This window comes from Chromobacterium sp. IRSSSOUMB001, from assembly GCF_023507765.1.
Taxonomy (GTDB): domain Bacteria; phylum Pseudomonadota; class Gammaproteobacteria; order Burkholderiales; family Chromobacteriaceae; genus Chromobacterium; species Chromobacterium haemolyticum.
Map to the genome: position 1 here is coordinate 133,390 of NZ_JALCYU010000014.1, position 20,812 is coordinate 154,201.

Annotated in this window: 20 protein-coding genes; 11 read left to right on the forward strand and 9 right to left on the reverse strand. The window is 63.3% G+C overall.

Annotated elements, in window-relative coordinates; translation table 11 throughout:
- Positions 1-4: 4 nt before the first annotated feature.
- The 4 genes from MOV80_RS18295 to MOV80_RS18310 form a co-directional block, all read right to left on the reverse strand.
- Positions 5-868 (reverse strand): sugar ABC transporter permease, encoded by an 864-nt coding sequence (locus tag MOV80_RS18295; RefSeq protein WP_043589131.1) that lies wholly within the window; start codon positions 866-868, stop codon positions 5-7.
- 103 nt (positions 869-971) lie between these two features.
- Positions 972-2,231 carry an extracellular solute-binding protein gene (locus tag MOV80_RS18300; RefSeq protein ID WP_043589132.1) on the reverse strand — a complete coding sequence of 420 codons (1,260 nt, stop codon included), beginning with the start codon at positions 2,229-2,231 and terminating at the stop codon, positions 972-974.
- 184 nt (positions 2,232-2,415) lie between these two features.
- Positions 2,416-3,798: an OprD family outer membrane porin gene (locus tag MOV80_RS18305; RefSeq protein WP_052051841.1), complete on the reverse strand. Its 1,383-nt coding sequence runs from the start codon at positions 3,796-3,798 to the stop codon at positions 2,416-2,418.
- Between the two features lie 446 nt (positions 3,799-4,244).
- Positions 4,245-5,942: a methyl-accepting chemotaxis protein gene (locus MOV80_RS18310; protein ID WP_043589133.1), complete on the reverse strand. Its 1,698-nt coding sequence runs from the start codon at positions 5,940-5,942 to the stop codon at positions 4,245-4,247.
- Positions 5,943-6,166: 224 nt separating this feature from the next.
- On the opposite strand from MOV80_RS18310, the gene MOV80_RS18315 reads away from it, so the two are divergent.
- From MOV80_RS18315 to MOV80_RS18325, 3 genes are all read left to right on the forward strand, one after another.
- Complete coding sequence (locus tag MOV80_RS18315) at positions 6,167-8,146, forward strand: U32 family peptidase (protein ID WP_043589142.1); 1,980 nt, start codon at positions 6,167-6,169, stop codon at positions 8,144-8,146.
- A 211-nt stretch (positions 8,147-8,357) separates the two neighbouring features.
- Positions 8,358-8,702, forward strand: coding sequence for a YkgJ family cysteine cluster protein (locus tag MOV80_RS18320; protein WP_198001722.1), 345 nt, complete (start codon positions 8,358-8,360; stop codon positions 8,700-8,702).
- 138 nt (positions 8,703-8,840) lie between these two features.
- On the forward strand, positions 8,841-9,308 hold the full coding sequence (locus MOV80_RS18325) for a DMT family transporter (protein WP_019102725.1): 468 nt from the start codon (positions 8,841-8,843) through the stop codon (positions 9,306-9,308).
- Positions 9,309-9,381: 73 nt separating this feature from the next.
- On the opposite strand, the gene MOV80_RS18330 is transcribed toward MOV80_RS18325, so the two are convergent.
- The gene (locus MOV80_RS18330) at positions 9,382-9,855 is read right to left on the reverse strand and encodes a Spy/CpxP family protein refolding chaperone (protein ID WP_019102726.1); all 474 of its coding nucleotides are present in this window, start codon (positions 9,853-9,855) and stop codon (positions 9,382-9,384) included.
- Positions 9,856-10,038: 183 nt separating this feature from the next.
- Entirely contained in the window at positions 10,039-10,518 is a 480-nt protein-coding gene (locus tag MOV80_RS18335; protein WP_019102727.1) for a Spy/CpxP family protein refolding chaperone, read from the reverse strand.
- A 229-nt stretch (positions 10,519-10,747) separates the two neighbouring features.
- On the opposite strand from MOV80_RS18335, the gene MOV80_RS18340 reads away from it, so the two are divergent.
- The 3 genes from MOV80_RS18340 to gstA all read left to right on the forward strand — a co-directional run bounded on the left by MOV80_RS18340 (position 10,748) and on the right by gstA (position 14,102).
- On the forward strand, positions 10,748-13,018 hold the full coding sequence (locus tag MOV80_RS18340) for a TerB family tellurite resistance protein (protein ID WP_107732188.1): 2,271 nt from the start codon (positions 10,748-10,750) through the stop codon (positions 13,016-13,018).
- A 64-nt stretch (positions 13,019-13,082) separates the two neighbouring features.
- Entirely contained in the window at positions 13,083-13,367 is a 285-nt protein-coding gene (locus MOV80_RS18345; protein ID WP_081575066.1) for a VF530 family protein, read from the forward strand.
- A gap of 123 nt (positions 13,368-13,490) precedes the next feature.
- Positions 13,491-14,102, forward strand: coding sequence for a glutathione transferase GstA (gene gstA, locus MOV80_RS18350; RefSeq protein WP_081575067.1), 612 nt, complete (start codon positions 13,491-13,493; stop codon positions 14,100-14,102).
- Positions 14,103-14,185: 83 nt separating this feature from the next.
- Here the strand turns inward: gstA and MOV80_RS18355 are convergent, their stop codons facing one another.
- Entirely contained in the window at positions 14,186-14,725 is a 540-nt protein-coding gene (locus MOV80_RS18355; protein WP_081575068.1) for an NAD(P)H-dependent oxidoreductase, read from the reverse strand.
- A gap of 103 nt (positions 14,726-14,828) precedes the next feature.
- Here MOV80_RS18355 and MOV80_RS18360 point away from each other — a divergent pair, with 103 nt between their 5' ends.
- From MOV80_RS18360 to MOV80_RS18380, 5 genes are all read left to right on the forward strand, one after another.
- Positions 14,829-15,152, forward strand: a complete 324-nt coding sequence (locus MOV80_RS18360; protein ID WP_249605357.1) for a helix-turn-helix domain-containing protein — start codon at positions 14,829-14,831, stop codon at positions 15,150-15,152.
- Positions 15,153-15,186: 34 nt separating this feature from the next.
- Positions 15,187-17,094: a bifunctional 2',3'-cyclic-nucleotide 2'-phosphodiesterase/3'-nucleotidase gene (locus MOV80_RS18365; RefSeq protein ID WP_249605358.1), complete on the forward strand. Its 1,908-nt coding sequence runs from the start codon at positions 15,187-15,189 to the stop codon at positions 17,092-17,094.
- A 196-nt stretch (positions 17,095-17,290) separates the two neighbouring features.
- Positions 17,291-17,629 carry a nucleotide pyrophosphohydrolase gene (locus tag MOV80_RS18370; protein ID WP_019100647.1) on the forward strand — a complete coding sequence of 113 codons (339 nt, stop codon included), beginning with the start codon at positions 17,291-17,293 and terminating at the stop codon, positions 17,627-17,629.
- Positions 17,630-17,727: 98 nt separating this feature from the next.
- The gene (locus tag MOV80_RS18375) at positions 17,728-18,456 is read left to right on the forward strand and encodes an NAD-dependent protein deacylase (RefSeq protein WP_019100646.1); all 729 of its coding nucleotides are present in this window, start codon (positions 17,728-17,730) and stop codon (positions 18,454-18,456) included.
- A 263-nt stretch (positions 18,457-18,719) separates the two neighbouring features.
- Complete coding sequence (locus MOV80_RS18380; RefSeq protein WP_043589154.1) at positions 18,720-19,523, forward strand: mechanosensitive ion channel family protein; 804 nt, start codon at positions 18,720-18,722, stop codon at positions 19,521-19,523.
- Positions 19,524-19,584: 61 nt separating this feature from the next.
- Here MOV80_RS18380 and MOV80_RS18385 read toward each other — a convergent pair whose 3' ends face one another.
- Entirely contained in the window at positions 19,585-20,118 is a 534-nt protein-coding gene (locus MOV80_RS18385) for a DUF2059 domain-containing protein (protein ID WP_019100413.1), read from the reverse strand.
- Between the two features lie 74 nt (positions 20,119-20,192).
- A complete protein-coding gene (locus tag MOV80_RS18390) occupies positions 20,193-20,744 on the reverse strand; it encodes a hypothetical protein (RefSeq protein WP_019100414.1) in 552 nt (183 codons plus the stop codon).
- Between the last annotated feature and the right edge of the window lie 68 nt (positions 20,745-20,812).

Below are 20,812 nucleotides of genomic sequence, written 5' to 3' on the forward strand. Positions count from 1 at the left end.
TTCCTTATGGTTCGCGCGGCTGCAGATAGCGGAAGTTCAACCAGGCCAGCGCCACGCAGAACACCGACATCACCAGGCTGGCGGCCAGCGCGCGGCCGAAGTTCAGCGACTTGATGCCGAACTCGTAGGCGTAGAACAGCGCGGTGTAGGTGGATTGCATCGGCCCGCCCTTGGTCATGATCTGCACCTCCTCGAAGGCCTTGACCGCGGCCAGCACCGACATCATCGAGCACAGCAGGATGGTGGGGGCCAGCAGCGGCACGGTGATGCGCCAGAAACGCTGCCAGGCGTTGGCGCCGTCCAGCTGCGCCGCTTCGTAGATGTCGGCCGGCACCGCCTGCAGACCGGCCAGGTAGAGCACCATATACCAGCCCAGGCCGCGCCAGATGGTGATGAACATCACCGCGAACAGCGCGATGCGGTCGTCGTTGAGCCAGCCCACCGGTTCGTTGACCACCCGCAGCCAGTGCAGCGCGGCGTTAATCACGCCGTCTTCGGTGTACATGAAGTTCCAGATGATGCCGATCACCGATACGGAAGTGACCACCGGCAGGTAGTAGGCGGCGCGGAACCACTTGATAGCGGGAAGCTGGTTGTTGACCAGCACCGCCAGCAGCATGGCGACGATCTGGATTACCGGCACCACCAACAGGTAGATGGCGGAGTTCTTCAGCGAGGCCAGGAACAAGTCGTCGGCGAACAGCTCGCGGAAATTGTCCAGGCCCACCCAGCGCGGGCTGTCGATCAGATTGTACTGGGTGAAGGCGATGAAGCTGCCGAAGCCCACCGGCCAGAAGGAAAACGCCAGCATCAGCAACAGCGCCGGGGCCAGGAACAGATAGGCTTGCAGCGTGGTCTTGGTGCGCATGGGCAGAACCTTGTGACGTAGCGGCAGGCCGACGCCGGAATGCGGCGACGGCCTGCGGGTTGCGGGAGGCGGCGTCTGAGACTCCGCCGCGGTCAAGCGCGTTTTACAGTTTGCCGCTCCAGAACGCCGCCGCCTCGTCCAGCGCGGCCTTGGGGTCCTGGCGGCCGGTGACGGCTTTTTCCACCGCGGCGGCCAGGCGGGCGGACAGCACGTCCGGGTCCTTGACGCCGGCCAGGTAGATGGTGCGGGTCTTGTCCAGGCTGGCGGCGGCTACGCCTACGGCTTTTTCCGCCGCGCCGGCGTCATTGGCCACTTTCTGGAAGTAGGGGTCTTGCGCCGCCTTGCGCGCGGTGGGCAGGGTGCCGGCCAGCTTGGCGAAGGCAAGCTGGTTGTCGGCGTTGGTCAGGTAGTTGCCGAACTTGCCGATCTCCGGCAACAGCGCCTTGTTGACGTTGCGCGCCACGCCGAAGTTGAACATCCAGCCGCCGGCGGCGATGCCGGTGGGGCCGATGGGCGCCGGAGCCACTTGGGTGGCTTGGTAAAGTTTGGGGGCTTCGTCGCGCACTCGGGTCAGCGAGGCCGGGGTGGTGACCAGCATGGCCATGCGGCCGCTGTTGTAGGCGGCGATGGACACCTGGAAGTTGTCCTGGGCGAACAGATTGTCCTTCAGCAGCGCGCCGGACTTGTAGGCGTCGCCCAGTTTTTTCAGCATGGCCACGTGGGCCGGGCTGTTGAACACCGGCTTGCCGTCCTTGAGCAAGGGCAGGCCGTTCTGGATCAGGAAGCCCTCGATCTTGGTGGGGCCCAGCGCCGGGGCGAAGCCGGCGACGCCGGTCTTGGCCTTGATGGTTTTGGCGTAAGCCAGCTGCTCGTCCAGCGATTTGGGCGGCTTGGCCGGATTGAGGCCGGCTTTCTTGAACAGCTCGGCGTTGTAGGCGATGACGTTGGCGCCGTTGTAGTGAGGGAAGGCGTAAACCTTGCCGTCGAAAGTGACGTCCTTGATCGCGCCGTCCACGTACTGGCCCTTGTTGATCACGCCGTCCAGCGGCTGCAGCAGGCCGCTTTGCTTGTAGTCGTAAGCCCACGGCACGTTCAGGTTGACCAGAGCCGGCGGCTTGCCTGCGCCGACGGCGGCGGTGAACTTGGACTGGATCACGTCCCAGGGGTAATCGGTCCATTTAACTTCGACATTGGGGTTCTGGGCGTTGTATTTGCCGACTAGATCCTTGAAGTAGCCGTCGAATTTGGGCGACAGGCTCATGGTCCACACTTCCAGCACGGGTTTGTCGGCGGCCAGAGCCGGCAGGGCGACGGCGCAGCCGGCGGCGAGCAGGGCGGCGCGAGCGAAGGCGTTGAGTTTCATGATGGTTTCTCCATGGGGGCCGACGTCGGCGTCAACCGTGGCGGCCGGGGTGCAATGTTATGCTATTTGAATGTCTTGTTGCCGCATTGTGGCATTGAAGTGGTGTCAATGAAAGCGAGACCAGTTCAATGCCAGTGAGCCGGCGGCCGGACGGGGGAGGGAGTGCCCCGGCCGGCCGCGCGGATCAGAAGGTCTTGCTGTAGGAGGCGATCACCTTGACGTCGTTGCGGTCGGATTTGCCGTAGAAGCCGTCGGTGCGCAGCCAGGCCGGGTAGACGCCGATGCTGGCGCCCTTGAACATGCCGCTTTGCACGCTGTAGCCGATGCTGAAATCCACCTCGTGCGCCTTGGTGTCGGCCTTGCCCGGGTTTTTCATCCCGGTGGCGTAGTTGCCGGACAGGCCCACGGTCAGGCCGGGCACGCCCACCTTGGCCAGGTCGTAGTTGACGCCCAGCTTGTAGACGGTGGTGCCGTCCCAGACGAAGTCGTCCAGCTGGCCCCAGGTCTGGATGAAGTTGCGGTTGTCGCTGTTGCCCCACGGCGTCATGCGGAAGTTCAGCTCGCCGGAGTCCGGGGCCTTGGTGTAGCCCAGGCCGCCCATCAGCGTCCAGCCGTTGGTGGCGTAGCTGACGCTGCCGCTGGCGTGGTATTCGCTCTTGGGGTTCTGGATGCCGGAGAGCTGGGTCTGGTATTTGCCGGTGAAGTAGTAGCCGGTGGCGGTCAGCTTGTCGTCGCCGTTGAGCTGCCAGGAATAGGAGCCGGCGATCTGGGCGTTGCGGCGGTAGTCCTTGCCTTCGCCCACGCCCACGTCGACGAAGCCGTTCTTGGGCGCGTAGCGGAAGCCCAGGCTGTTGACGTAATCGACGCGTTTGGCGGCGCTGCCGTTGCTGCGGCCCTGTTCCCAGGAGTTGGTCATGTCGCGGAAGCGGGTGTCCCATTCGTTGCGGAACTGGTCGGCCCAGCCGTAGCCCACTTCGAAGTCGCCGAATTTGTATTTCATTTCCACGCCGCGGTAGGCGTGGGATTGCAGGCCGCCAGAGGTGCCCAGGGTGCCGATGCCTATCGGGGTGTAACCGGCGCGGGCGGAGAAGCCCTGGCCGTCTTCGTGCTGGCGGAATTTCAACGCCGCCTGGCTCAGCACCGCGGCGCTCTTGTCCACTCCGCCGGGCTGGGAGCTGTCGTTGACGTCGTGGTTCAGCACTTCCGACCAGCCCTTGCCGCTGTCCAGGCGGATGGCGGCGTGGGCGGCGGCGTCGAAGCCCAGCTTGTTCCAGGCGTAGCCGGAACGGAAGTTCAGGCCCAGGTTGAGCGCGTTGACGGTGATGTCGTCGCGGTTTTTTCCATTGGGCGGGGCGGGCCAATCCGCTTGGCGGTTGCGGCCGTAATAAATGGCGCTGACGGTGGTTTCGGACTTGGTGATCAAGTCGTAGACGTCCACCGGTTCGAAAGTGGCCGGCGCGCCCTGGGTGGGCGAGGTGTCGTTGGTCGGAATCGAGTCTTCCGCCGCCATGACGACACAGGGCAGGGCGGTCAACAGTAGTAGGGCAAGCTTGGTCGGCTTAGGCATTTCAGTCACTCCAATCACGTGGCGACACCTCTGTTGGATGTCCTGCGCTAAAACTATCTGGTCTTTTACTGGTTCTCAATTGGTATCTCATTGGTATTGCAAAATAATTCGTCATATTGTTGCAATGCTGCCATGCACATGGTTTTGTCGGAAATAAGTGCGTCATGACGCCAGATCGCTGCAGAATGCGAATGAAAGGCATCTACTTTTTGTTTTTCCGAACAGAATGTGGAGTGCCAACGAAGGATTGGCCGGGATGAACACGCGTTTTCAATCGAGACAGCGGCCGCGTGTGCGCGATATTTTCGCTTATCGACATTGCTGCATTGCGGCATGGCGTTGCAGCGAAGGTAAGCGCCGGCTGACCCATAGGCCATGGGGCATTGCCAGACTAAAAAAAAGCCTGGCAAGCGCCAGGCCAAGTGCGGAGAGGGGGTAAACGGGTTTCAGCTGGCGGCTGCCAACGAACGGCCGGTTTGCAGCGGCGTTTCTTCGTTCTGGCTTTGGCCGGCCTGCGGCAGGGTGAAGTAATTGATGCTGGATTGCAGCTCATGCGACATCTGTTCCATCTGACTGGCGGAGTCCGCTGTCTGGCTGGCGGCGGCGCTGGTTTCCTCGGACATTTGCGCCACTTTCTCCACATTGGCGGCGATGCCGGTGCCGGCGGCCTGCTGTTCGTGCAGCGATACCGAGATCGCGCTCAACGATTGTTTGACTCTGGCCACCTTGTCGTTGATGCCGGTGATGGCTGCGCGCGCGTCGCTGGCCTGCCGCAGTCCCACTTCCATGTGGTCCACGGTGTGGTGGATGTTCTGCACCACGTGGGCGCTGCTATCCAGCATTTCGCGAATGCTGGCGCCGATTTCGGAGGTGGACTGGGCGGTACGCTCGGACAGCTTGCGCACTTCGTCGGCCACCACGGCGAAGCCGCGGCCCTGTTCGCCGGCGCGCGCCGCTTCGATGGCGGCGTTCAGCGCCAGCAGGTTGGTTTGGTCGGCCACGTCGCGTATTACCTGAATCACATTGGAGATCTGCTGCGAGCGGCTGCTCATCAGGTCGGCTTGCGCCTGCGAGGCGCGCGCCATGTCGGCCACCGACTCTATGGTGTGCAGGGTTTGGTCAATGATGGATTCACCGCGGGTGGCCAGGTCGCCGGTGGAGACGGATTCGGTGGCCACATCGGTGGTGTTATCGTCCACCGAGCAGATGCTGACCGACAATTGTTCCACCGAGGCGGACATCGACGAGGCGGCCCGGGTCTGTTCCTCGGCGCTGGCGGCCACCTGTTCCGCCGCCGCCGCCAGCTCGGTGGCATTGGCGCTTAGCTGACTGATGATCTGCTGCATGGCGCGCACCATCTGGATGAGTCCGCTCTGCATCCGCGCCATCGAGGCGACGATGCTGTGTTGGTCGCCGGCCTTGGCCTGTAGTTTCTGGCTGAGGTCGCCGTTGGCGATGCGCTCGGTCAGCGCCACCACGTCGCGCGGCTCGCCGCCCAGCTCGGCCATCAGCGAGCGAATGATGATCAGCGACAGCACGGCGCCCAGCGCCACGCCGCAGATCAAGAGCGCTATGGCGACGGCGCGGCTGGCGGCGGCGCGTTCTTGCGCCTTGGCGAACTCTTCCGCCGCCACTCGCAACTGCAAGTCGATCAGCGCGGCGATGCGGTTGGCGATGGGATCGATGGCCGGGTACATTTCCTTGTCCAGGAAGAGTTGCATCGCGGCGCGGTCCCCGGACTGGGCCAGGCTTTTGAGCCGGGCCACGCTGGCGTCGGCGTGGCGCATAGCCGCCTCGGCCTGGTCGGCCAGGGTTTTTTCCTCGGCGGTCAGATAGGTGGAGCGGTAGTCGCCCCATTGTTTTTTCAGCGCGGCCTGCGCGGTGTCGATGCCGCCTAGAAAACCGGCGGCGTCGAGGGCGCCGGCATGCAGTTTGTGCGCGCCATCTACTATGCCAACCGCGTAGCTGTCGGCCACGGTTTTCAGCTGCTTCAGGCACACCACTCTATCGTTGTAAGTGGTGGCGAAGTCGTCGAGTATGCCTTTTTGCGCATGTTGGCCAAACAGGCTGATCAAGATGGTAATGGCCAACAGGGCCGCGACGAGCGCGCTTAAGCGCTGGGCGATGGTCAGGCGGTTGAACATGACGCTCTCCGAATTGGTTTTTACGTGCATAAAACCGATTTTGACTATTTGGAGGTGTAGTCGCGGCATGTGACGGTGGCATGGCAAAGCCGTGATCCCGAGGTTGAACTTAAAAGCCGCTGCTGTAAATTACTACCTATAACTCCATGATTCCGTTATAATTCCGCCCCTTTGCGGCCGCCATCGCCCAACGCGGCCACCTATACTAAATGTCAGGAAACGCCATGAGCCTGTTGTCGCACCAGATCGAGTTGCTTTCGCCCGCCAAGACCGCCGAAATCGGCCGCGAGGCTATCTTGCACGGCGCCGACGCGGTGTACATCGGCGGGCCCAGCTTCGGCGCGCGCCACAACGCCTGCAACAGCGTGGAGGATATCGCCGGCCTGACCGCGTTTGCGCACCGCTACCACGCGCGCATCTTCGCCACGCTCAACACCATCTTGCACGATGCCGAACTGGAGCCGGCGCGCAAGCTGATCTGGCAGTTGTACGACGCAGGCGTGGACGCGCTGATCATTCAGGATATGGGCATCCTGGAACTGGACCTGCCGCCTATCCAGCTGCATGCCTCCACTCAGTGCGACATCCGCACGCCGGAAAAAGCGCGTTTCCTGTCCGATGCCGGTTTCTCCCAAGTGGTGCTGGCGCGCGAGCTGACGATTCCGCAAATCCGCCAGGCGGCCGACGCGGTGGGCGACGCCGCCACCATTGAATACTTCATTCACGGCGCGCTGTGCGTGGCCTTCTCCGGCCAGTGCTATATCAGCCACGCCGACAACGGACGCAGCGCCAACCGCGGCGACTGCTCGCAAGCCTGTAGACTGCCGTACACGCTGACCGACAAGGACGGCGGCGTGGTGGCTTTCGACAAGCATTTGCTATCGATGAAGGACAATAATCAGAGCGCCAATCTGGAGGCGCTGCTGGACGCCGGCGTGCGTTCGCTGAAGATCGAGGGCCGTTACAAAGACGTGTCCTATGTGAAGAACATCACCGCCCATTACCGGCTGCTGCTGGACGAGATCATCGAACGTAGGCCGGAGCTGGCGCGCGCCTCCAGCGGCGACAGCGAAATCTTCTTCGCGCCGGACCCGGACAAGACCTTCCACCGCGGCGGCACCGATTACTTCGCCACTGGCCGCAAGATCGACATCGGCGCTTTCGATTCGCCCAAATTCGTCGGTGTCGGCCTGGGCGTGGTCAGCAAAGTGGGGCCGGACTGGCTGGAGATCGCCACCCGAGAAACTATGAGCAACGGCGACGGCATCAACTTCATGAAGAAGCGGGAAGTCGTGGGCGTTCAGGCCAATACCGTGCAGCAAGTGGGCAAGACCGCGGACGGCGAGTTGTTGTGGAGGGTGTTCCCCAACGATGCTTCGGTGCTGGTCGGCCTCAAGCCGGGCGTGGACATCAGCCGCAACCGCGACCACGCCTGGGAACTGGCGCTGCTGAAAAAGTCCGCCGAGCGCAAGGTGGGCGTGTGGATGACGCTGGCCGAAAACGCCGACGGCCTGGAACTGAGCATCACCGACGAGGACGGCGTCAGCGCCGTCGCCCGCAGCCCGCTGGCGCTGGAGCCGGCCAAGGACGCGGAGAAGGCGCTTGCAGGTTTGCGAGACAATCTGGCGAAGCTGGGCAATACCATGTTCGTTGCCCACGATGTAACGCTGCAACTCTCTCAGCCGTGGTTCGCGCCGGCCTCGGCGATCAACGCCTTGCGCCGAGACGCCATCGCCCGGCTGGAGGCCGCGCGCTTGCAGGCCTGGCCGCGCCAGCCGCGCAAGGCGGCGCTGGAGCCGCCGGCGCCGTATCCGGAAAAGACGCTGAGCTATCTGGCCAACGTCTACAACAATCTGGCCTGGCAGTTCTACCGCAAGCACGGGGTGGAGGTCATCGACGCCGCCTACGAGGCGCATCAGGAAGAGGGCGAGGTCAGCTTGATGATCACCAAGCACTGCCTGCGCTTCTCCTTCAACCTGTGCCCGAAGCAGGCCAAGGGGGTGAAGGGCGTGATGGGCCAGGTGCGCGCCGATCCGATGACGCTGAAGTCCGGCAACGAAACCTACACATTGAAGTTCGAATGCCGGCCTTGCGAGATGCATGTGATGGGCAAGATGAAAAAGCACATCCTGAAGGCCCCGCCGCCAAGCGAGGTGCCGTACACCGCGCCCTTGACCTTCTTCAAGCAGCGTCCGCAGTCTTGAGCGCTAGATTGCCGATCTGAAACGGCCGGCGAGTCGATTGCGGCGGCGGCGGAGAGGCGCGTAAAATGCGCCTCTTTCCTTTTTTCCTATCCGGAACAATCCTTTAATACGTTATCGCCGGCCACGCCGGCATCACGGGGAATCAAACGTGGCCGACATCGAGCGCCTGGACACCTGGGTCAAATACAAGAACGGTTTGTGCGAGGACTGCATGGGCAGCTGCTGTTCCATGCCGGTGGAGGTGCGGCTGCCGGATCTGGTGCGCATGGGCGTGGTGGATGAGTTCGAGTTGGAAGAGCCGATCAAGAACATCGCCAAGCGCCTGGAAAAGCAGCGGCTGATCCAGCACTTCAATTTCAAGCGCGAGCTGTTCACGCTGGCGCGGCGCGCCAACGGCGATTGCATGCATCTGGATCAGAAGACCCGCTTGTGCACCATTTACGAGCGGCGTCCCAATACTTGCCGCAACCACCCCAAGGTAGGACCCAAGCCGGGCTTCTGCGCGTATACCCGAAATCCGCAGAAGATCGCCTTCCTCCGCAACACCGCGGCGTGAACGCGGTTTCACGTGAAACGCCCTAGAAGCCGTTTACGATCTGCTACGCGTCGTGAGACGTGACACGGCGAGTACGCCTTGTCTCGCTCTAGCTCGCGAGACCGTAAACACGCTCTTAATTGATTCGACAGGATAGTGATGAATCCAATCTACCCCTTGTTCGCCTTCGCCATCGGCGTGGTGGTGCCCTTGCAAGCCGCCATCAACAACCAGCTAAAGGGCGTGCTGGGCAACAGCACGCTGCTGGCGGCGCTGGTGTCGTTCTCCGTGGGCAGCGCGTGTCTGGCCGGGCTGGCCGTCGCCACCGGCCAGAAATGGCAGGATCTGGCGGCTCTCGGCCGGGTGGAGTGGTGGATGCTGTTGGGCGGTGCGATGGGGGCGATGTTCGTGTTCGGCACCACCTTGCTGGCGCCGCGGCTGGGCGTGGCGGCCATGCTGTCCCTGGTGATCGCCGGCCAGGTGTGCGTGTCGCTGCTGTTCGACCGTTTCGGCTGGCTGGCGATGCCGCTGCGAGAGGTGAATCTGCCTCGGCTGCTGGGTGCGGCGCTGGTGGTGGGCGGGGTGTTGTTGGTCAACTTCGGCGACAAGTGGTTTGGACGCGCTTGAATGATGGGTGCGGAGTCAACATGCTAAAAACGGCAGCCTCAGGCTGCCGTTTTTCTTGGCCGGCGCGTGGCGCTTACTTGGGTTGCGGCTTGGCCATCGGACTCATGCGGCGGCCCATCTGGCCATGCCATTGGTCCATCACCTTCTGTTGCTCCGGCGTCAGTTGGGCGTAGAAGGTTTTCAGCGCGTCCAGGCGCTTCTGCATCGCGTCCTGATGTTGTTTCATCATGTCCAGCATGCGCTCCATGCGCTGCGGCGCGGTGTCGCCGGCCTGGGGCTTGGGCGGCATCATCCGTTCGCCCGGCTTCATCGAGGCGGCGAAGGTTTTCCAGGCGGCTTCCTGGTTCGCCTGCAGTTTCAGTTGATCGTGCAGCCCTTGCAGGTGGCGCGCGGCCATGGCTTCGCGCTGGGCCGGGTCCATGTGGCGGCCTTTTTCCATCATCGGCATCGGGCTTTGCGTCGGGGCGTCGCCGGCGGCCAGCGCGGAACCGGCAACGCCGGCAGCCAGCAGCGTGGCGATCAGCATGGGCTTGAACAGCTTGGTCATGATTGAAGACTCCTGCGGAGGTTGATCATGCAGCCAGTATTGACCACGGATGTCTGGCAAGTGTTGCGGCTAGGGCGGGGCTTGTTATCGAGTGTTAACCGGGCCGGCCCGCTTAGCAGTTTGCAACAATGCGCGGGGCTCGCCGTGCCGCGGCTCACGAATCGTCGCAGATCGTAACGGGTTTTAGTTGTGAGGCTCGTTGCCTTGGCCTGCCTGCAGTTTGCGCATTGGACCCTGGCCCCGGCCGCCCATCAGCGGCGGGCTGTCCTGGTCCATGATTTTTTGCTGATCGGGCGTGAGCTGGCCGTAGAAGGATTTGAGCGCTTCCAAACGCTTTTGCAGATTCAGCAGGTGACGCTGCGCCATCAGCACGCGCTGTTCCATGCGTTCCGGCGCGGTGGACGCGTTCTCGCAAGGCGGCATCGGACCGGGGCGGGTGGCGCTGGCGAAGGCCAGCCACGCGGCTTCCTGGGCCGGCTGGATCTTGAGCTTGTCGTGCAGCGCTTTCTGGTGCTGGGCGATGAAAGCGTCACGTTTGGCCGGGTCTATCTTCCACGGACGGCCGGCGAAATTGCCCATTGGCGGGCAAGCGGGTTCCGGCGGTGCGGCCAGAGCGGCACCGGCGGCGAGGCTGGCGAATATAAAGGGTATCTGCGGTTTCATAGGGAGGCCATTCCATTGATGGCGGTGATGCGGGCGGGCGACATCGGCAGGATCACTCCATTATTCTGGATGGCGACTGTCAATTAAGTGTGAGTTGGTCGGGATCAATTGTTACCAAATGTAAAGCTCGCCGGCAAGCGTTTTGCCGATGGGTTTTTTCCCGACCGGGGCGGGGATTTGGACTAGAGTGAATTGCGGCATTCCCTTATCGTCGCCGGAGCGTTTTCGCATGAGCCAGCCTGATTCTTCCTTTCCTTGGTTCTCCGCGCTGAGCGCCGGCGGTTTGAACGGCGCCTTGGTAGAGTATTGGATCGACGCCTGGCAGCGTTCTGTGCTGTACTGCGACATTCTGCGCCAGCGCGGGGACACCTATCTGGAGCACGCTGCCTCCGGCCACCCCCCGGTGTTGGTGTTCGATTACGACATCATCGTGGACGGTCGCGAACTGGAGCAGCCGGTCAATTACGCGCTGTCGGCGATTCGCCCGCCGGACGGCTGTCCGAAACCGGACCCGGCCAAGCGGCCCTTCGTGGTGATAGACCCTCGCGCCGGCCACGGCCCAGGCATCGGCGGCTTCAAGATGGACAGCGAGATCGGCATCGCGCTGCGCCAAGGCCATCCTTGTTATTTCGTGATGTTTTTCCCGGTGCCGGAGCCCAAGCAGACGATTGAGTGTGTGTGGCGCGCCGAGAAGATCTTCCTGCAAAAGGTGAACCAGCTGCATCCGCACAGCGCCGGCAAACCCTTCGTCATCGGTAATTGCCAGGGCGGCTGGGCGCTGGCGATGCTGGCGGCTACCGCGCCGGAGCTGGTGGGCCCCATCCTGCTGGCCGGCTCGCCGTTGTCTTACTGGGCCGGCGTGGCCGGCAAGAATCCGATGCGTTATTCCGGCGGTTTGTACGGCGGCACCTGGATGGCCTCGCTAGTGGGCGATCTGGGCCACGGCCAGTTCGACGGGGCTCATCTGGTCAGCAATTTCGAACAGCTGGACCCTGCCAACACCTACTGGAAAAAGCCTTACTCACTGTACGCCAAGGTGGATACCGAGCGTGAGCGCTTCCTGGAGTTCGAGCGCTGGTGGGGCGGCCACTATCTGCTCAACAAGGCCGAGATGGAATGGATTACCCAAAACCTGTTCGTCGGCAACCGGCTGAGCCATGGCGAAGTGACGCTGGAGCAGGGACGGCAGGCGGTGGACTTGCGCAACATCCGCTCGCCCATCGTGGTGTTCGCCTCCTGGGGCGACAACATCACTCCGCCGCAGCAGGCCTTGTTCTGGATCGCGGACCTGTACCACAGCGTGGAGGACATCCGCGTTAACGAGCAGACCATCGTCTATTGCCTGCACGAGCAGGTGGGCCACCTGGGCATTTTCGTGTCCGCCGGCGTGGCCAACAAGGAACATAGCGAGCTGGCCAGTGCGCTGGACTTGATCGATGTGCTGCCGCCCGGCTTGTACGAAGCCATCATCACCGATACCCACCCGGAAATGGCCGGGCTGGAATACTTGCAAGGCCGCTACGTGATCCGCTTCGAGCCGCGCGACATCGACGATATTCTGGCTTTGGGCGACGGCCGCCAGGGCGAGGCCGCCTTCGAAGTGGTGCGCCGGGTGGGAGAGGTCAACCAGCAGCTGTACGATACCTTCGTCTCTCCCTGGCTGCGCTTATACGGCAACGAGCATACCGCGCGCTGGTGGCGCGAAATGCATCCGTCGCGATTGGAGCGACGCTGGTTTTCCAGCCGCAACCCCTGGCTGGCCGGGCTGCGGCAATGGGCGGAGAAAGTGCGCGACCAACGGCGGCCGGCGGCGGAGGACAATCCGTTCTGGCAATGGCAGCAAAGCTACGCGCAGTGGATGGAGACGGCGCTGAACGGTTGGCGCGACGGTCGCGACGCCTGGCAGGAGTTGAGTTTCCGAACTTTGTTCGAATCGCCGTGGAGCGCGGCGCTGACCGGTTTGAAACCGCAGCGCGAATACGGAGTGCGCAAGGCGGACGGCAGTTGGGAGCGCAGCGAGATGCTGCGGCTCAAGCGCCAGGAGCTGGAGGCTCATTACGCCGAAGGCGGGCCGGTGGACGGTTTTTTGCGCTTGTTGATCTATGTCGCCATCGGCAACGGCGTGGTGGACGTGAGGCCGTTCAACGCTATTCGCCGGGTGATGCAGGAAACCGCCTTGGGCGAGGATTTGACGCTGGAGCAGTTCAAGCAGGCGGTGCGGCGCCAGACTTGGCTGGTGCGCAACGACGAGAAGCGCGCGCTGGCGACGCTGGAACATTTGTTGCCCACCGAGCAACAGCGACAGTTCGCGTTGGAGCTGGCGATTCTGCTGCTGCAAGCGGCGGGGCCCATCAGCGGCGAGAAGCAGCAGCGCCTGGGCCGGCTGGCGCTGGCGATGGGCTTGGCCCAGCGGAACAGCTCGCCTCCGGAGGCTCCGGCGCCGGTCAAGCCCGCGCCCAAGCGCGCACCGCGGCAACGCAAGCCCAAGCCGGCCGCGTGAGGACGGCTTTGCGGCGCGGCGGGCGCAAGGTACACTGCGCCCGCCCAAGCCAGAAAACACGACCATGAGCGCACCGCAACCCAACAACCCCACCCACGGCGTCACGCTGGAGCAGATGCTGAATCAGCTGGTCGGCCATTACGGCTGGCCGGAACTGGGTCGGCGCATCCAGATCCGCTGCTTCAATCACGATCCCAGCGTCAAATCCAGCCTGGCTTTCCTGCGCCGCACTCCGTGGGCGCGCCAGCAGGTGGAGGACTTGTTCGTGGCGCTGAAGACCCGGCCGCAGGCGCCCGCCGGTGCCGGTCCGGACAAGCGGCCGCGCTTGTTCGCCAAGAAGTCGCCCTGAGCGCCCGCCGGCCAACGGCCCTGCTGAGCGCAGGGTTGCAACTGTCATCGATTTGGCTCAGGCTGTCCGGGTTTTCCGCATTCCTGTGTTTTGTCCCGAGACATCCTGAACTGGAGAAAAGCGATGAAACTGTATTTTTCCCCCGGCGCCTGCTCGCTGTCCCCGCATATCGTGTTGTTCGCCAGCGGCCTGCCGTTCGACACCGAGAAGGTGAATCTCAAGGTCCAGCCGCATCTGACCGCGGGCGGGGTGGATTTCTCCACCATCAATCCGCGCGGCTATGTGCCGGCCTTGCAGCTGGATAACGGCGAGCTGCTGACCGAGGGCGTGGCCATTGTGCAATACCTGGCGGATCAGGCGCCGGCCAAACAGCTGGCGCCGGCCAACGGCACGCTGGAGCGCTACCGGCTGCAAGAGTGGCTGAACTATATCTCCACCGAGGTGCACAAGGGCTTCTCGCCGCTGTTCTATCCCAATAGCGACGAGCTCAAGCAGCAGACCTGGGACAAGCTGACGAGCCGGCTGGCGCTGGCGGAGCAGCAACTGGCGAAAACGCCCTATCTGCTGGGCGAGCGTTTCAGCGTGGCCGACGCCTACCTGTTCACCTGCCTGAACTGGGCGCAGTTCGTACAGCGTTCGCTGGGTGATTTCCCGGCGTTGATCGACTTCCAGAAACGCGTGGCGGCCTTGCCCTTCGTGCAGCAGGCGCTGAAGGCGGAAGGCTTGCTGGAGTAATTCCAATTGGAACGGGAATACATTCTCCGTTCCAGACAAGATCATGCCCGGCACCGGCCGGGCATTTTTCATGGCGAGTGGATTTATACTGCCTCGGCCTGCAGGTGCCGCAGATAAGCATCCGCGCTGGCTTCGATCTCGGCGTCGCTCAGATCGTGCTCGGCGCCGTGCAGCGCGAAGCCGGGCAGCCACTCGGCGCGGAGGTAGCGGCAGGTCAGCTCGAACGGCCGCAGCACTTCCTCCATCCGGTACAGATAGCGGCCGTCGGGCGCGAAGTCCCGCTCGCGGATGCCGGTGGACACCGCTACGCTGATGCGCTTGTCCCGCATGCGCCAGTCTTCCGGCCACGCGCCGATGGCGAAGCCCTCGTCCAGCACCTGGTCCTGCCAGGTTTTCAACAAGGGCGGCGAACTGAACCAGTACAGCGGAAACTGCAGCACGATGCGCTGGTGGCGGTTCAATAGCGCCTGTTCTCGCGCCACGTCGATGTTTCCGTCAGGGTAGGCCTGGTACAGCGCGTGCACGGTATAGCGCTCCGGATGCCGGCTCAACGCGGCCATCCAGCGGCGGTTGATTCGGGATTGCTCAAGATCGGGATGGGCAACGATGATCAGGGTTTTCATGGCGCTTCCTGTAAAATGGGAACGGCCATGCTATCAATGGATCAAGTTGTTGATAAGTATGCACTTTTTTGTTTCATAAGCACCAAAAGGTAACTGTGTCCGCATGAGCGAACTGAATTTTCCCATCGACGCCACCGTGCGGCTGGTGGGCGGCAAATGGAAGTGCGCGATACTGTGCCACTTGTCCGAAGACAGCCGGCGCACCGGCGAACTACGCCGTTTGCTGGGGGGAGTGTCGCAGAAGGTGCTGACCGAGCAGCTGCGCGAACTGGAGCGCGACGGCCTGATCGCGCGCACGGTGTACGCCGAGGTGCCGCCGCGGGTGGACTACCGGCTGACCGAGCTGGGCGACACGCTGCGGCCGGTGATAGACGCGATGTGCGCCTGGGGCGCTTTCTATCTGGAGCAGCCGACGGCGGGCGTATAATGCGGGCGCGATAAAACCAGAAAAGGGCTGTTCCGTGAAACTTGCGCCTCTCCTCGTCTCCTCCCTGCTGGCCGCGACGGCCGTCAACGGCTGGGCCGCCCCGCTGAAGCTGCGGGTGCTGGAAACCTCAGACGTGCACATGAACCTGCTGGACTATGACTACTACCAGGACAAGCCGACGCAGGACTTCGGCCTGGCGCGCGCGGCGACGCTGATCCGCGCGGCGCGGCAAGAGGCGCCCAACAGCCTGCTGATAGACAACGGCGACTTGTTGCAGGGCAATCCGCTGGGCGATCTGGTGGCCAAGATCCAGCCGCTGCGCGCCGGCGACACGCATCCGGCCTACAAGGTGCTCAACTGGCTGCGCTACGACGCCGGCAATATCGGCAACCACGAATTCAATTACGGGCTGCCCTTCCTTGACCAGGCGCTGAAGACAGCCGCCTTCCCCTACGTCAACGCCAATGTGGTGGACGCCAAGACCGGCCAGCCGTATTTCCAGCCCTATGTACTGCTCAAGCGGGAGTTCAAGGACGAGGACGGCCAGCCGCAGACGCTGAACATCGGCGTGATCGGTTTCGTGCCGCCGCAGATCATCCAGTGGGACAAGGCCAATCTACAGGGCAAGGTGGAAGTGCTGGACATTGTCGACGCCGCGCGCCGCTATCTGCCCGAGCTCAAGCAGAAGGGCGCCGACATCGTGATCGCGGTGCCGCATTCCGGTTTCGAAAAAGGGGAGAGCGCGCGTTTCGCCGAGAACTCGGTGGCCGGGCTGGCCGAGGTGGCCGGCATCGACGCCATCCTGTTCGGCCACGCCCACGCCGAATTCCCGTCCGCCGCCTTCGCCGGCTATCCCAAGGTGGATCTGGCCGCCGGCACCATCAACGGCGTGCCGGCGGTGATGCCGGGCCGCTGGGGCGACCATATCGGCGTGGTGGACCTGGTGCTGGAGCGCGGGGACGCCGGCTGGAAGGTGAGCGGCAAACAGGCCGGTCTGCGCGCTATCTACGACAGGAAAGCCAAGCGGCCGCTGGCGGCCGCCGAGCCCAAGGTGGCCGAGTTGATCGCCGCCGAACACCGCCGGACGCTGGACTATGTGCGCGGCCAGGTGGCGGAAACCCGCGCGCCGATTTACAGCTACTTCGCCCAGGCTGCGGACGATCCCTCGGTGCAGATCGTGGCCGAGGCCCAGGCCTGGTATGTGAAAAACGCGGTCAAGGGCACCGAGTACGAAGGCCTGCCGGTACTGTCCGCCGCCGCGCCGTTCAAGGCCGGCGGCCGCCAGGGCTGGAATTACTACACCGACATCCCGGCCGGTCCGTTGGCGATCCGCAATCTGGCTGATCTCTACATCTATCCCAACACCCTGAAGGCGGTGAAGGTCAGCGGCCGCGAAGTGCGCGAATGGCTGGAAATGTCGGCCGGGCAGTTTCTGCGCATCGATCCCAAGGGGCCCAAGACCCAGCCGCTGCTGAACCCGGAATTCCGCTCCTACAACTTCGACAGCATCGTCGGCGTCAGCTATGAGATCGACGTCAGCCAGCCGGCGCGCTACGACGCCGACGGCAAGCTGGCGGCGCCGGCCAGCCATCGTATCGTCAAGCTGAGCTACCAGGGCAAGCCGATAGACGAGAACGCCAGCTTTCTGGTGGCCACCAACAACTACCGCGCCTCCGGCGGCGGCCATTTCCCCGGCATCGACGCCAGCCGCGTGGTGGTGGATTCGCCGGACGAAAACCGCGCGGCGGTGGCGGGCTATCTGGCCGAGCGCAAGGTGGTGGACCCGGCGGCCAAGCCAGCCTGGCGCATTCAGCCGGTGGCCGGCGTCGCCATGCGCTTCGACACCGGCGCCGGCGCGCTCCGCTATCTGGCGCGCCAGCCCCAGTTCCGCCTGGCGGCGGAGCATGGCGATGGTTCGGTGAGCCTGGAGCTGGTGGAATAAGAGAAAGGTTTAAGAACCTGTTCATAGTCTGCTGCGCTGCGGCGATAGCGTTGAAAACAACTTCGAAATACTTATATACCAGGTGTACATTCCACTTTCTCAGCAGCAACGCTTTGTCTTGCTCGTGCTCGCGAGACTTTCCATAAGCTCTGAGGCGGCAAGCGCCTGATGTTCCACGTGAAACCCGGATAGAACGATGAGCGAAACCCTGATTTCTACTGAAAAACTCTCCGCCGCATTGCAGCGTTTCGCCGATGAACGCGATTGGAATCGCCACCATACGCCGCGCGGCCTGATGCTGGCCTTGGTGGGAGAGGTGGGCGAACTGGCGGAAATCTTCCAGTGGCTGAGCGACGAGGAGGCCGCCTCGCTGCGCGAGGACCCGGCGCGTTTCACCCATCTGCAGGAAGAAATCGCCGACGTGTTGCTTTACCTGACGCGGCTGGCGATGGTGACGGGCGTGGATCTTGACGCGGCGGTACGCGACAAGATGGCCAAGAACGCCGTCAAATACCCTGTGCCAACGGCCGGCTGAGCGTATGTCATGAAAACGGCTAAGCTGAAGCCACGGTACGCGAGTGCACGACGCGGCCAGCTTCTATAGTGGATTCAATCAATAGCTGGAATGCATAGATGTCCGAGCAAATCAACCGCCTGCGCCAGATGCTGGAGCAGGCGGAAACCATTGTGGCGCTGACAGGCGCCGGCATGAGCACCGAGTCCGGCATCCCGGACTTCCGTTCCGCCAACGGCCTATGGTCGCGCGGCATGAGCCTGGCCGAGGTGGTGTCCATCGATTATTTCCGCCGCGATCCGGAGGCGTTCTGGCAGGCGTTCCGCGAAATATTCCGCATCAAGCTGATCGGCGACTACCGGCCCAACGAAGGGCACCAGTTTCTGGCGGAACTGGAGCAGCAAGGCAAGCGGGTGACGGTGCTGACCCAGAACATCGACGGCCTGCACGCGCGCGCCGGCAGCGGCCGGGTGCTGGAGCTGCACGGCAGCTTGCTGACCGCCAGCTGCCCCAGTTGCGACACCACCCACGCGCTGGATTACGTGCTGCACCATCCGCTGCCGGTCTGCCGGTTGTGCCACGACGTGCTCAAGCCGGACGTGGTGCTGTACGGCGAGGCGGTGCCCTTGATTGAGCTGGCCTTCGACGCCGCCTTGCAGGCGGATCTGCTCTTGGTGATGGGCTCGTCGCTGGAGGTGTCGCCGGTCAACCTGATTCCGCTGGAAGCGGCGCAGGCCGGCGTGGCCACCGCCTTGATCAATTACACGCCCACGCGCATGGACCACGCCTTCGATCTGCGCATCCTGGGCGGCATAGGGGAGACCTGCCGCGCCTTGTCCGGGGCCTGAGAACCTGTTCATAGTCTGCTGCGCGTCGTGAAGCGTTGCACGGCGAGTACGAGCTCAAAATGCTCATGTACCACGTGTACATTCCGCTTTTTCGCCAGTTTTCGCCTTGTCTCGCCCTTGCTCGCGAGACTTTGACTAGGCGCTGAGCGCGCGGGCGGCAGAAGCAGGGCGGCGAAGCTTCGCGTAAAAATTCATTTGGTATTTCTGTGGCAAGCTCCTATCTTTAAACATGTTGCAAAACCGTTGAAAAGGGGAATTTACAAATGGATGCCATCAACTGGAGTCACTGGTCCGATCTGGCGGTGAAAATCGGCCTCAACATCGTGTCGGCCATCTTGCTGTGGCTGGTGGGCCGCTGGCTGATCAATTTCGCCACCCGCCTGCTGGACGCCAAGCTGGCCAGCAAATCTCTGGACCACACCATCCGCCAGTACGTGAAGTCTTTCCTGGACGTGACGCTGACCATCGTGCTGGTGATCGGCATCCTAGGCTTCTTCGGGGTGCAGACCACCACCTTCGCCGCGGTGATCGCCGCCGCCGGCGTGGCGGTGGGCATGGCCTGGAGCGGCTTGTTGGCCAACTTCGCCGCCGGCATCTTCCTGGTGGTGCTGCGGCCGTTCAAAGTGGGCGATCTGGTGGGCGTGGCCGGCGTCGTCGGCACGGTCAAGCACATCGGCCTGTTCGCCACCGCGGTGGACACGCCGGACGGGGTGCTGACCCTGGTCGGCAACAACAAGATATTTTCCGACACCATCCAGAACTTCAGCGCCACCGAGCAGAGACGGGTGGACCTGAAAGCCCAGTTGGCCGCCAGCGCCGATCACGCGGCGGCGATGAGCTTGCTGCGGGAGACGGTGGCCAAGGTGCCCAATGTGCTGGCCAGCCCGGCGCCGGACGTGGGCCTGCTAGAGTTCACGCCCTTGGGGCCGGTGTTGGCGGTACGGCCGTATTGCAAGCCGCAGGACTACTGGCAGGTGTATTTCGACAGCAACCGCGTGATTCGCGAAACCCTGGCTGCCGGCGGCTTCCCGGCGCCGGAGCAGGCGATGGTGGTGCGTCAGAGCTGAGCGCCGCGGACGCCAGACGACAACGGGGCCGACGGCCCCGTTTTGTTGTCCGCTTCCCGGTTCAGCGGACGCCGTTCTGACGCGCGAACTCGTCCATCTGCCGCTTGAGCTTGGGCAGCAAGCGCTGGTTGAGGTCCTGCATCACCGCCGGACCGGTTTCCGCCACGATCTTGGGCATCAGCCGCAACATCTTGCTGCCGGTGGGGGTTTGATAGAAAGCGCTCATCTCGCGGATCTCGGCGACGCTGAAGTGCTTGCTCAGCGCCTGGACCTGCACCTCTTGCAACAACTTGCGGGTTTCGGCGGACTGGAAATAGGCTTGTTGGGTTTTCCGCAGCTGTTGCAGAAAAGCGCCGACCTTGTCTTTGCAAGCCGGCGTCTGCGCGCAGTTCGGCTGGCTTTGCCACAGCTGCTGCTCCATTTGCTGCTGCATGGTGGCTTCCATCTGCTGCATCGTCTGCACGATCATCTCGTCGTAACGCATCGCCTGCAGCAACGCTTTGGCGGCGGCGGCGCTGTCTTCGGCGGCGAGCGCCGGGCCGGCGTGGAACAGCGCGGCGCACAGACCGGCGGCGAGAAGAGGCTTAAGGCGCATGGTCGTTTCTCTTGTTGGAATAAACGACCATGCTGATGGCTCTGATGATTGGCGTCAATTGAGTGGAGTCTTGCTCAAGAGGCCGGCGGGAAATCTCCCAGATCCTCACAGCGCTCCACTAGCAAGCTGTCCGGGCTGGCGTTGGGAACGTAGACCTGGTTGACCGGCGACGGCGGGTAGTTGGGGTCCGGCGCGCAATCGGCGCTCTGGCCCGGTCCCACCGCCACCTGGGCGCCCACTTTCAATTGGCAGCGCACCACGCGGTTGAGCTGGCTCCAGCTCGGGCAGATGGCGTTGGCGGCGCGGTAGGCGGCCACCGGCCCTTGCGGCGCGCTGAACGACCACCAGCGGCCCAGCCGCGAATTGGCCTTGCCGCTGTCGTACACCCGGTAGACCGTCACGGTTTGATCCGCGGCGTCCTGGCGCCGCACCTGGCCGGTGCACAGGCCGCCTTTGCCGGGCTGGCCCAGCGCGCTGTTCAGCAAAGCGGGATTGTCGACCGTGCTCATGCCCGGCATCGGCGGCTGGGTCTGGCCGGCGCAGCGGTCGCTGCCGGGCGTGGACGCGCAGCCCAGCAAGAGGGCGCAGACGAAGGCGAGCAAGCCATGGCGACAGTTCAGGGACATACGGAATCTCCTATGCGGACAAGCTTGGGATGGGGCGGCGCGGGAGCGCGCCAGTCTTGAAGCTAGAA

Excerpts from the sequence above, each read along its gene's own strand:
- MOV80_RS18375 (WP_019100646.1), top strand. The coding sequence starts at position 17,728 with ATGTCCGAGCAAATCAACCGCCTGCGCCAGATGCTGGAGCAGGCGGAA.
- MOV80_RS18295 (WP_043589131.1), bottom strand. The coding sequence starts at position 868 with ATGCGCACCAAGACCACGCTGCAAGCCTATCTGTTCCTGGCCCCGGCG.
- MOV80_RS18370 (WP_019100647.1), top strand. The coding sequence starts at position 17,291 with ATGAGCGAAACCCTGATTTCTACTGAAAAACTCTCCGCCGCATTGCAG.
- MOV80_RS18310 (WP_043589133.1), bottom strand. The coding sequence starts at position 5,942 with ATGTTCAACCGCCTGACCATCGCCCAGCGCTTAAGCGCGCTCGTCGCG.
- MOV80_RS18345 (WP_081575066.1), top strand. The coding sequence starts at position 13,083 with ATGAGCGCACCGCAACCCAACAACCCCACCCACGGCGTCACGCTGGAG.
- MOV80_RS18385 (WP_019100413.1), bottom strand. The coding sequence starts at position 20,118 with ATGCGCCTTAAGCCTCTTCTCGCCGCCGGTCTGTGCGCCGCGCTGTTC.
- MOV80_RS18300 (WP_043589132.1), bottom strand. The coding sequence starts at position 2,231 with ATGAAACTCAACGCCTTCGCTCGCGCCGCCCTGCTCGCCGCCGGCTGC.
- MOV80_RS18380 (WP_043589154.1), top strand. The coding sequence starts at position 18,720 with ATGGATGCCATCAACTGGAGTCACTGGTCCGATCTGGCGGTGAAAATC.
- MOV80_RS18305 (WP_052051841.1), bottom strand. The coding sequence starts at position 3,798 with ATGCCTAAGCCGACCAAGCTTGCCCTACTACTGTTGACCGCCCTGCCC.
- MOV80_RS18325 (WP_019102725.1), top strand. The coding sequence starts at position 8,841 with ATGAATCCAATCTACCCCTTGTTCGCCTTCGCCATCGGCGTGGTGGTG.
- MOV80_RS18330 (WP_019102726.1), bottom strand. The coding sequence starts at position 9,855 with ATGACCAAGCTGTTCAAGCCCATGCTGATCGCCACGCTGCTGGCTGCC.
- MOV80_RS18335 (WP_019102727.1), bottom strand. The coding sequence starts at position 10,518 with ATGAAACCGCAGATACCCTTTATATTCGCCAGCCTCGCCGCCGGTGCC.
- MOV80_RS18390 (WP_019100414.1), bottom strand. The coding sequence starts at position 20,744 with ATGTCCCTGAACTGTCGCCATGGCTTGCTCGCCTTCGTCTGCGCCCTC.
- MOV80_RS18315 (WP_043589142.1), top strand. The coding sequence starts at position 6,167 with ATGAGCCTGTTGTCGCACCAGATCGAGTTGCTTTCGCCCGCCAAGACC.
- MOV80_RS18360 (WP_249605357.1), top strand. The coding sequence starts at position 14,829 with ATGAGCGAACTGAATTTTCCCATCGACGCCACCGTGCGGCTGGTGGGC.
- gstA (WP_081575067.1), top strand. The coding sequence starts at position 13,491 with ATGAAACTGTATTTTTCCCCCGGCGCCTGCTCGCTGTCCCCGCATATC.
- MOV80_RS18355 (WP_081575068.1), bottom strand. The coding sequence starts at position 14,725 with ATGAAAACCCTGATCATCGTTGCCCATCCCGATCTTGAGCAATCCCGA.
- MOV80_RS18320 (WP_198001722.1), top strand. The coding sequence starts at position 8,358 with ATGGGCAGCTGCTGTTCCATGCCGGTGGAGGTGCGGCTGCCGGATCTG.
- MOV80_RS18340 (WP_107732188.1), top strand. The coding sequence starts at position 10,748 with ATGAGCCAGCCTGATTCTTCCTTTCCTTGGTTCTCCGCGCTGAGCGCC.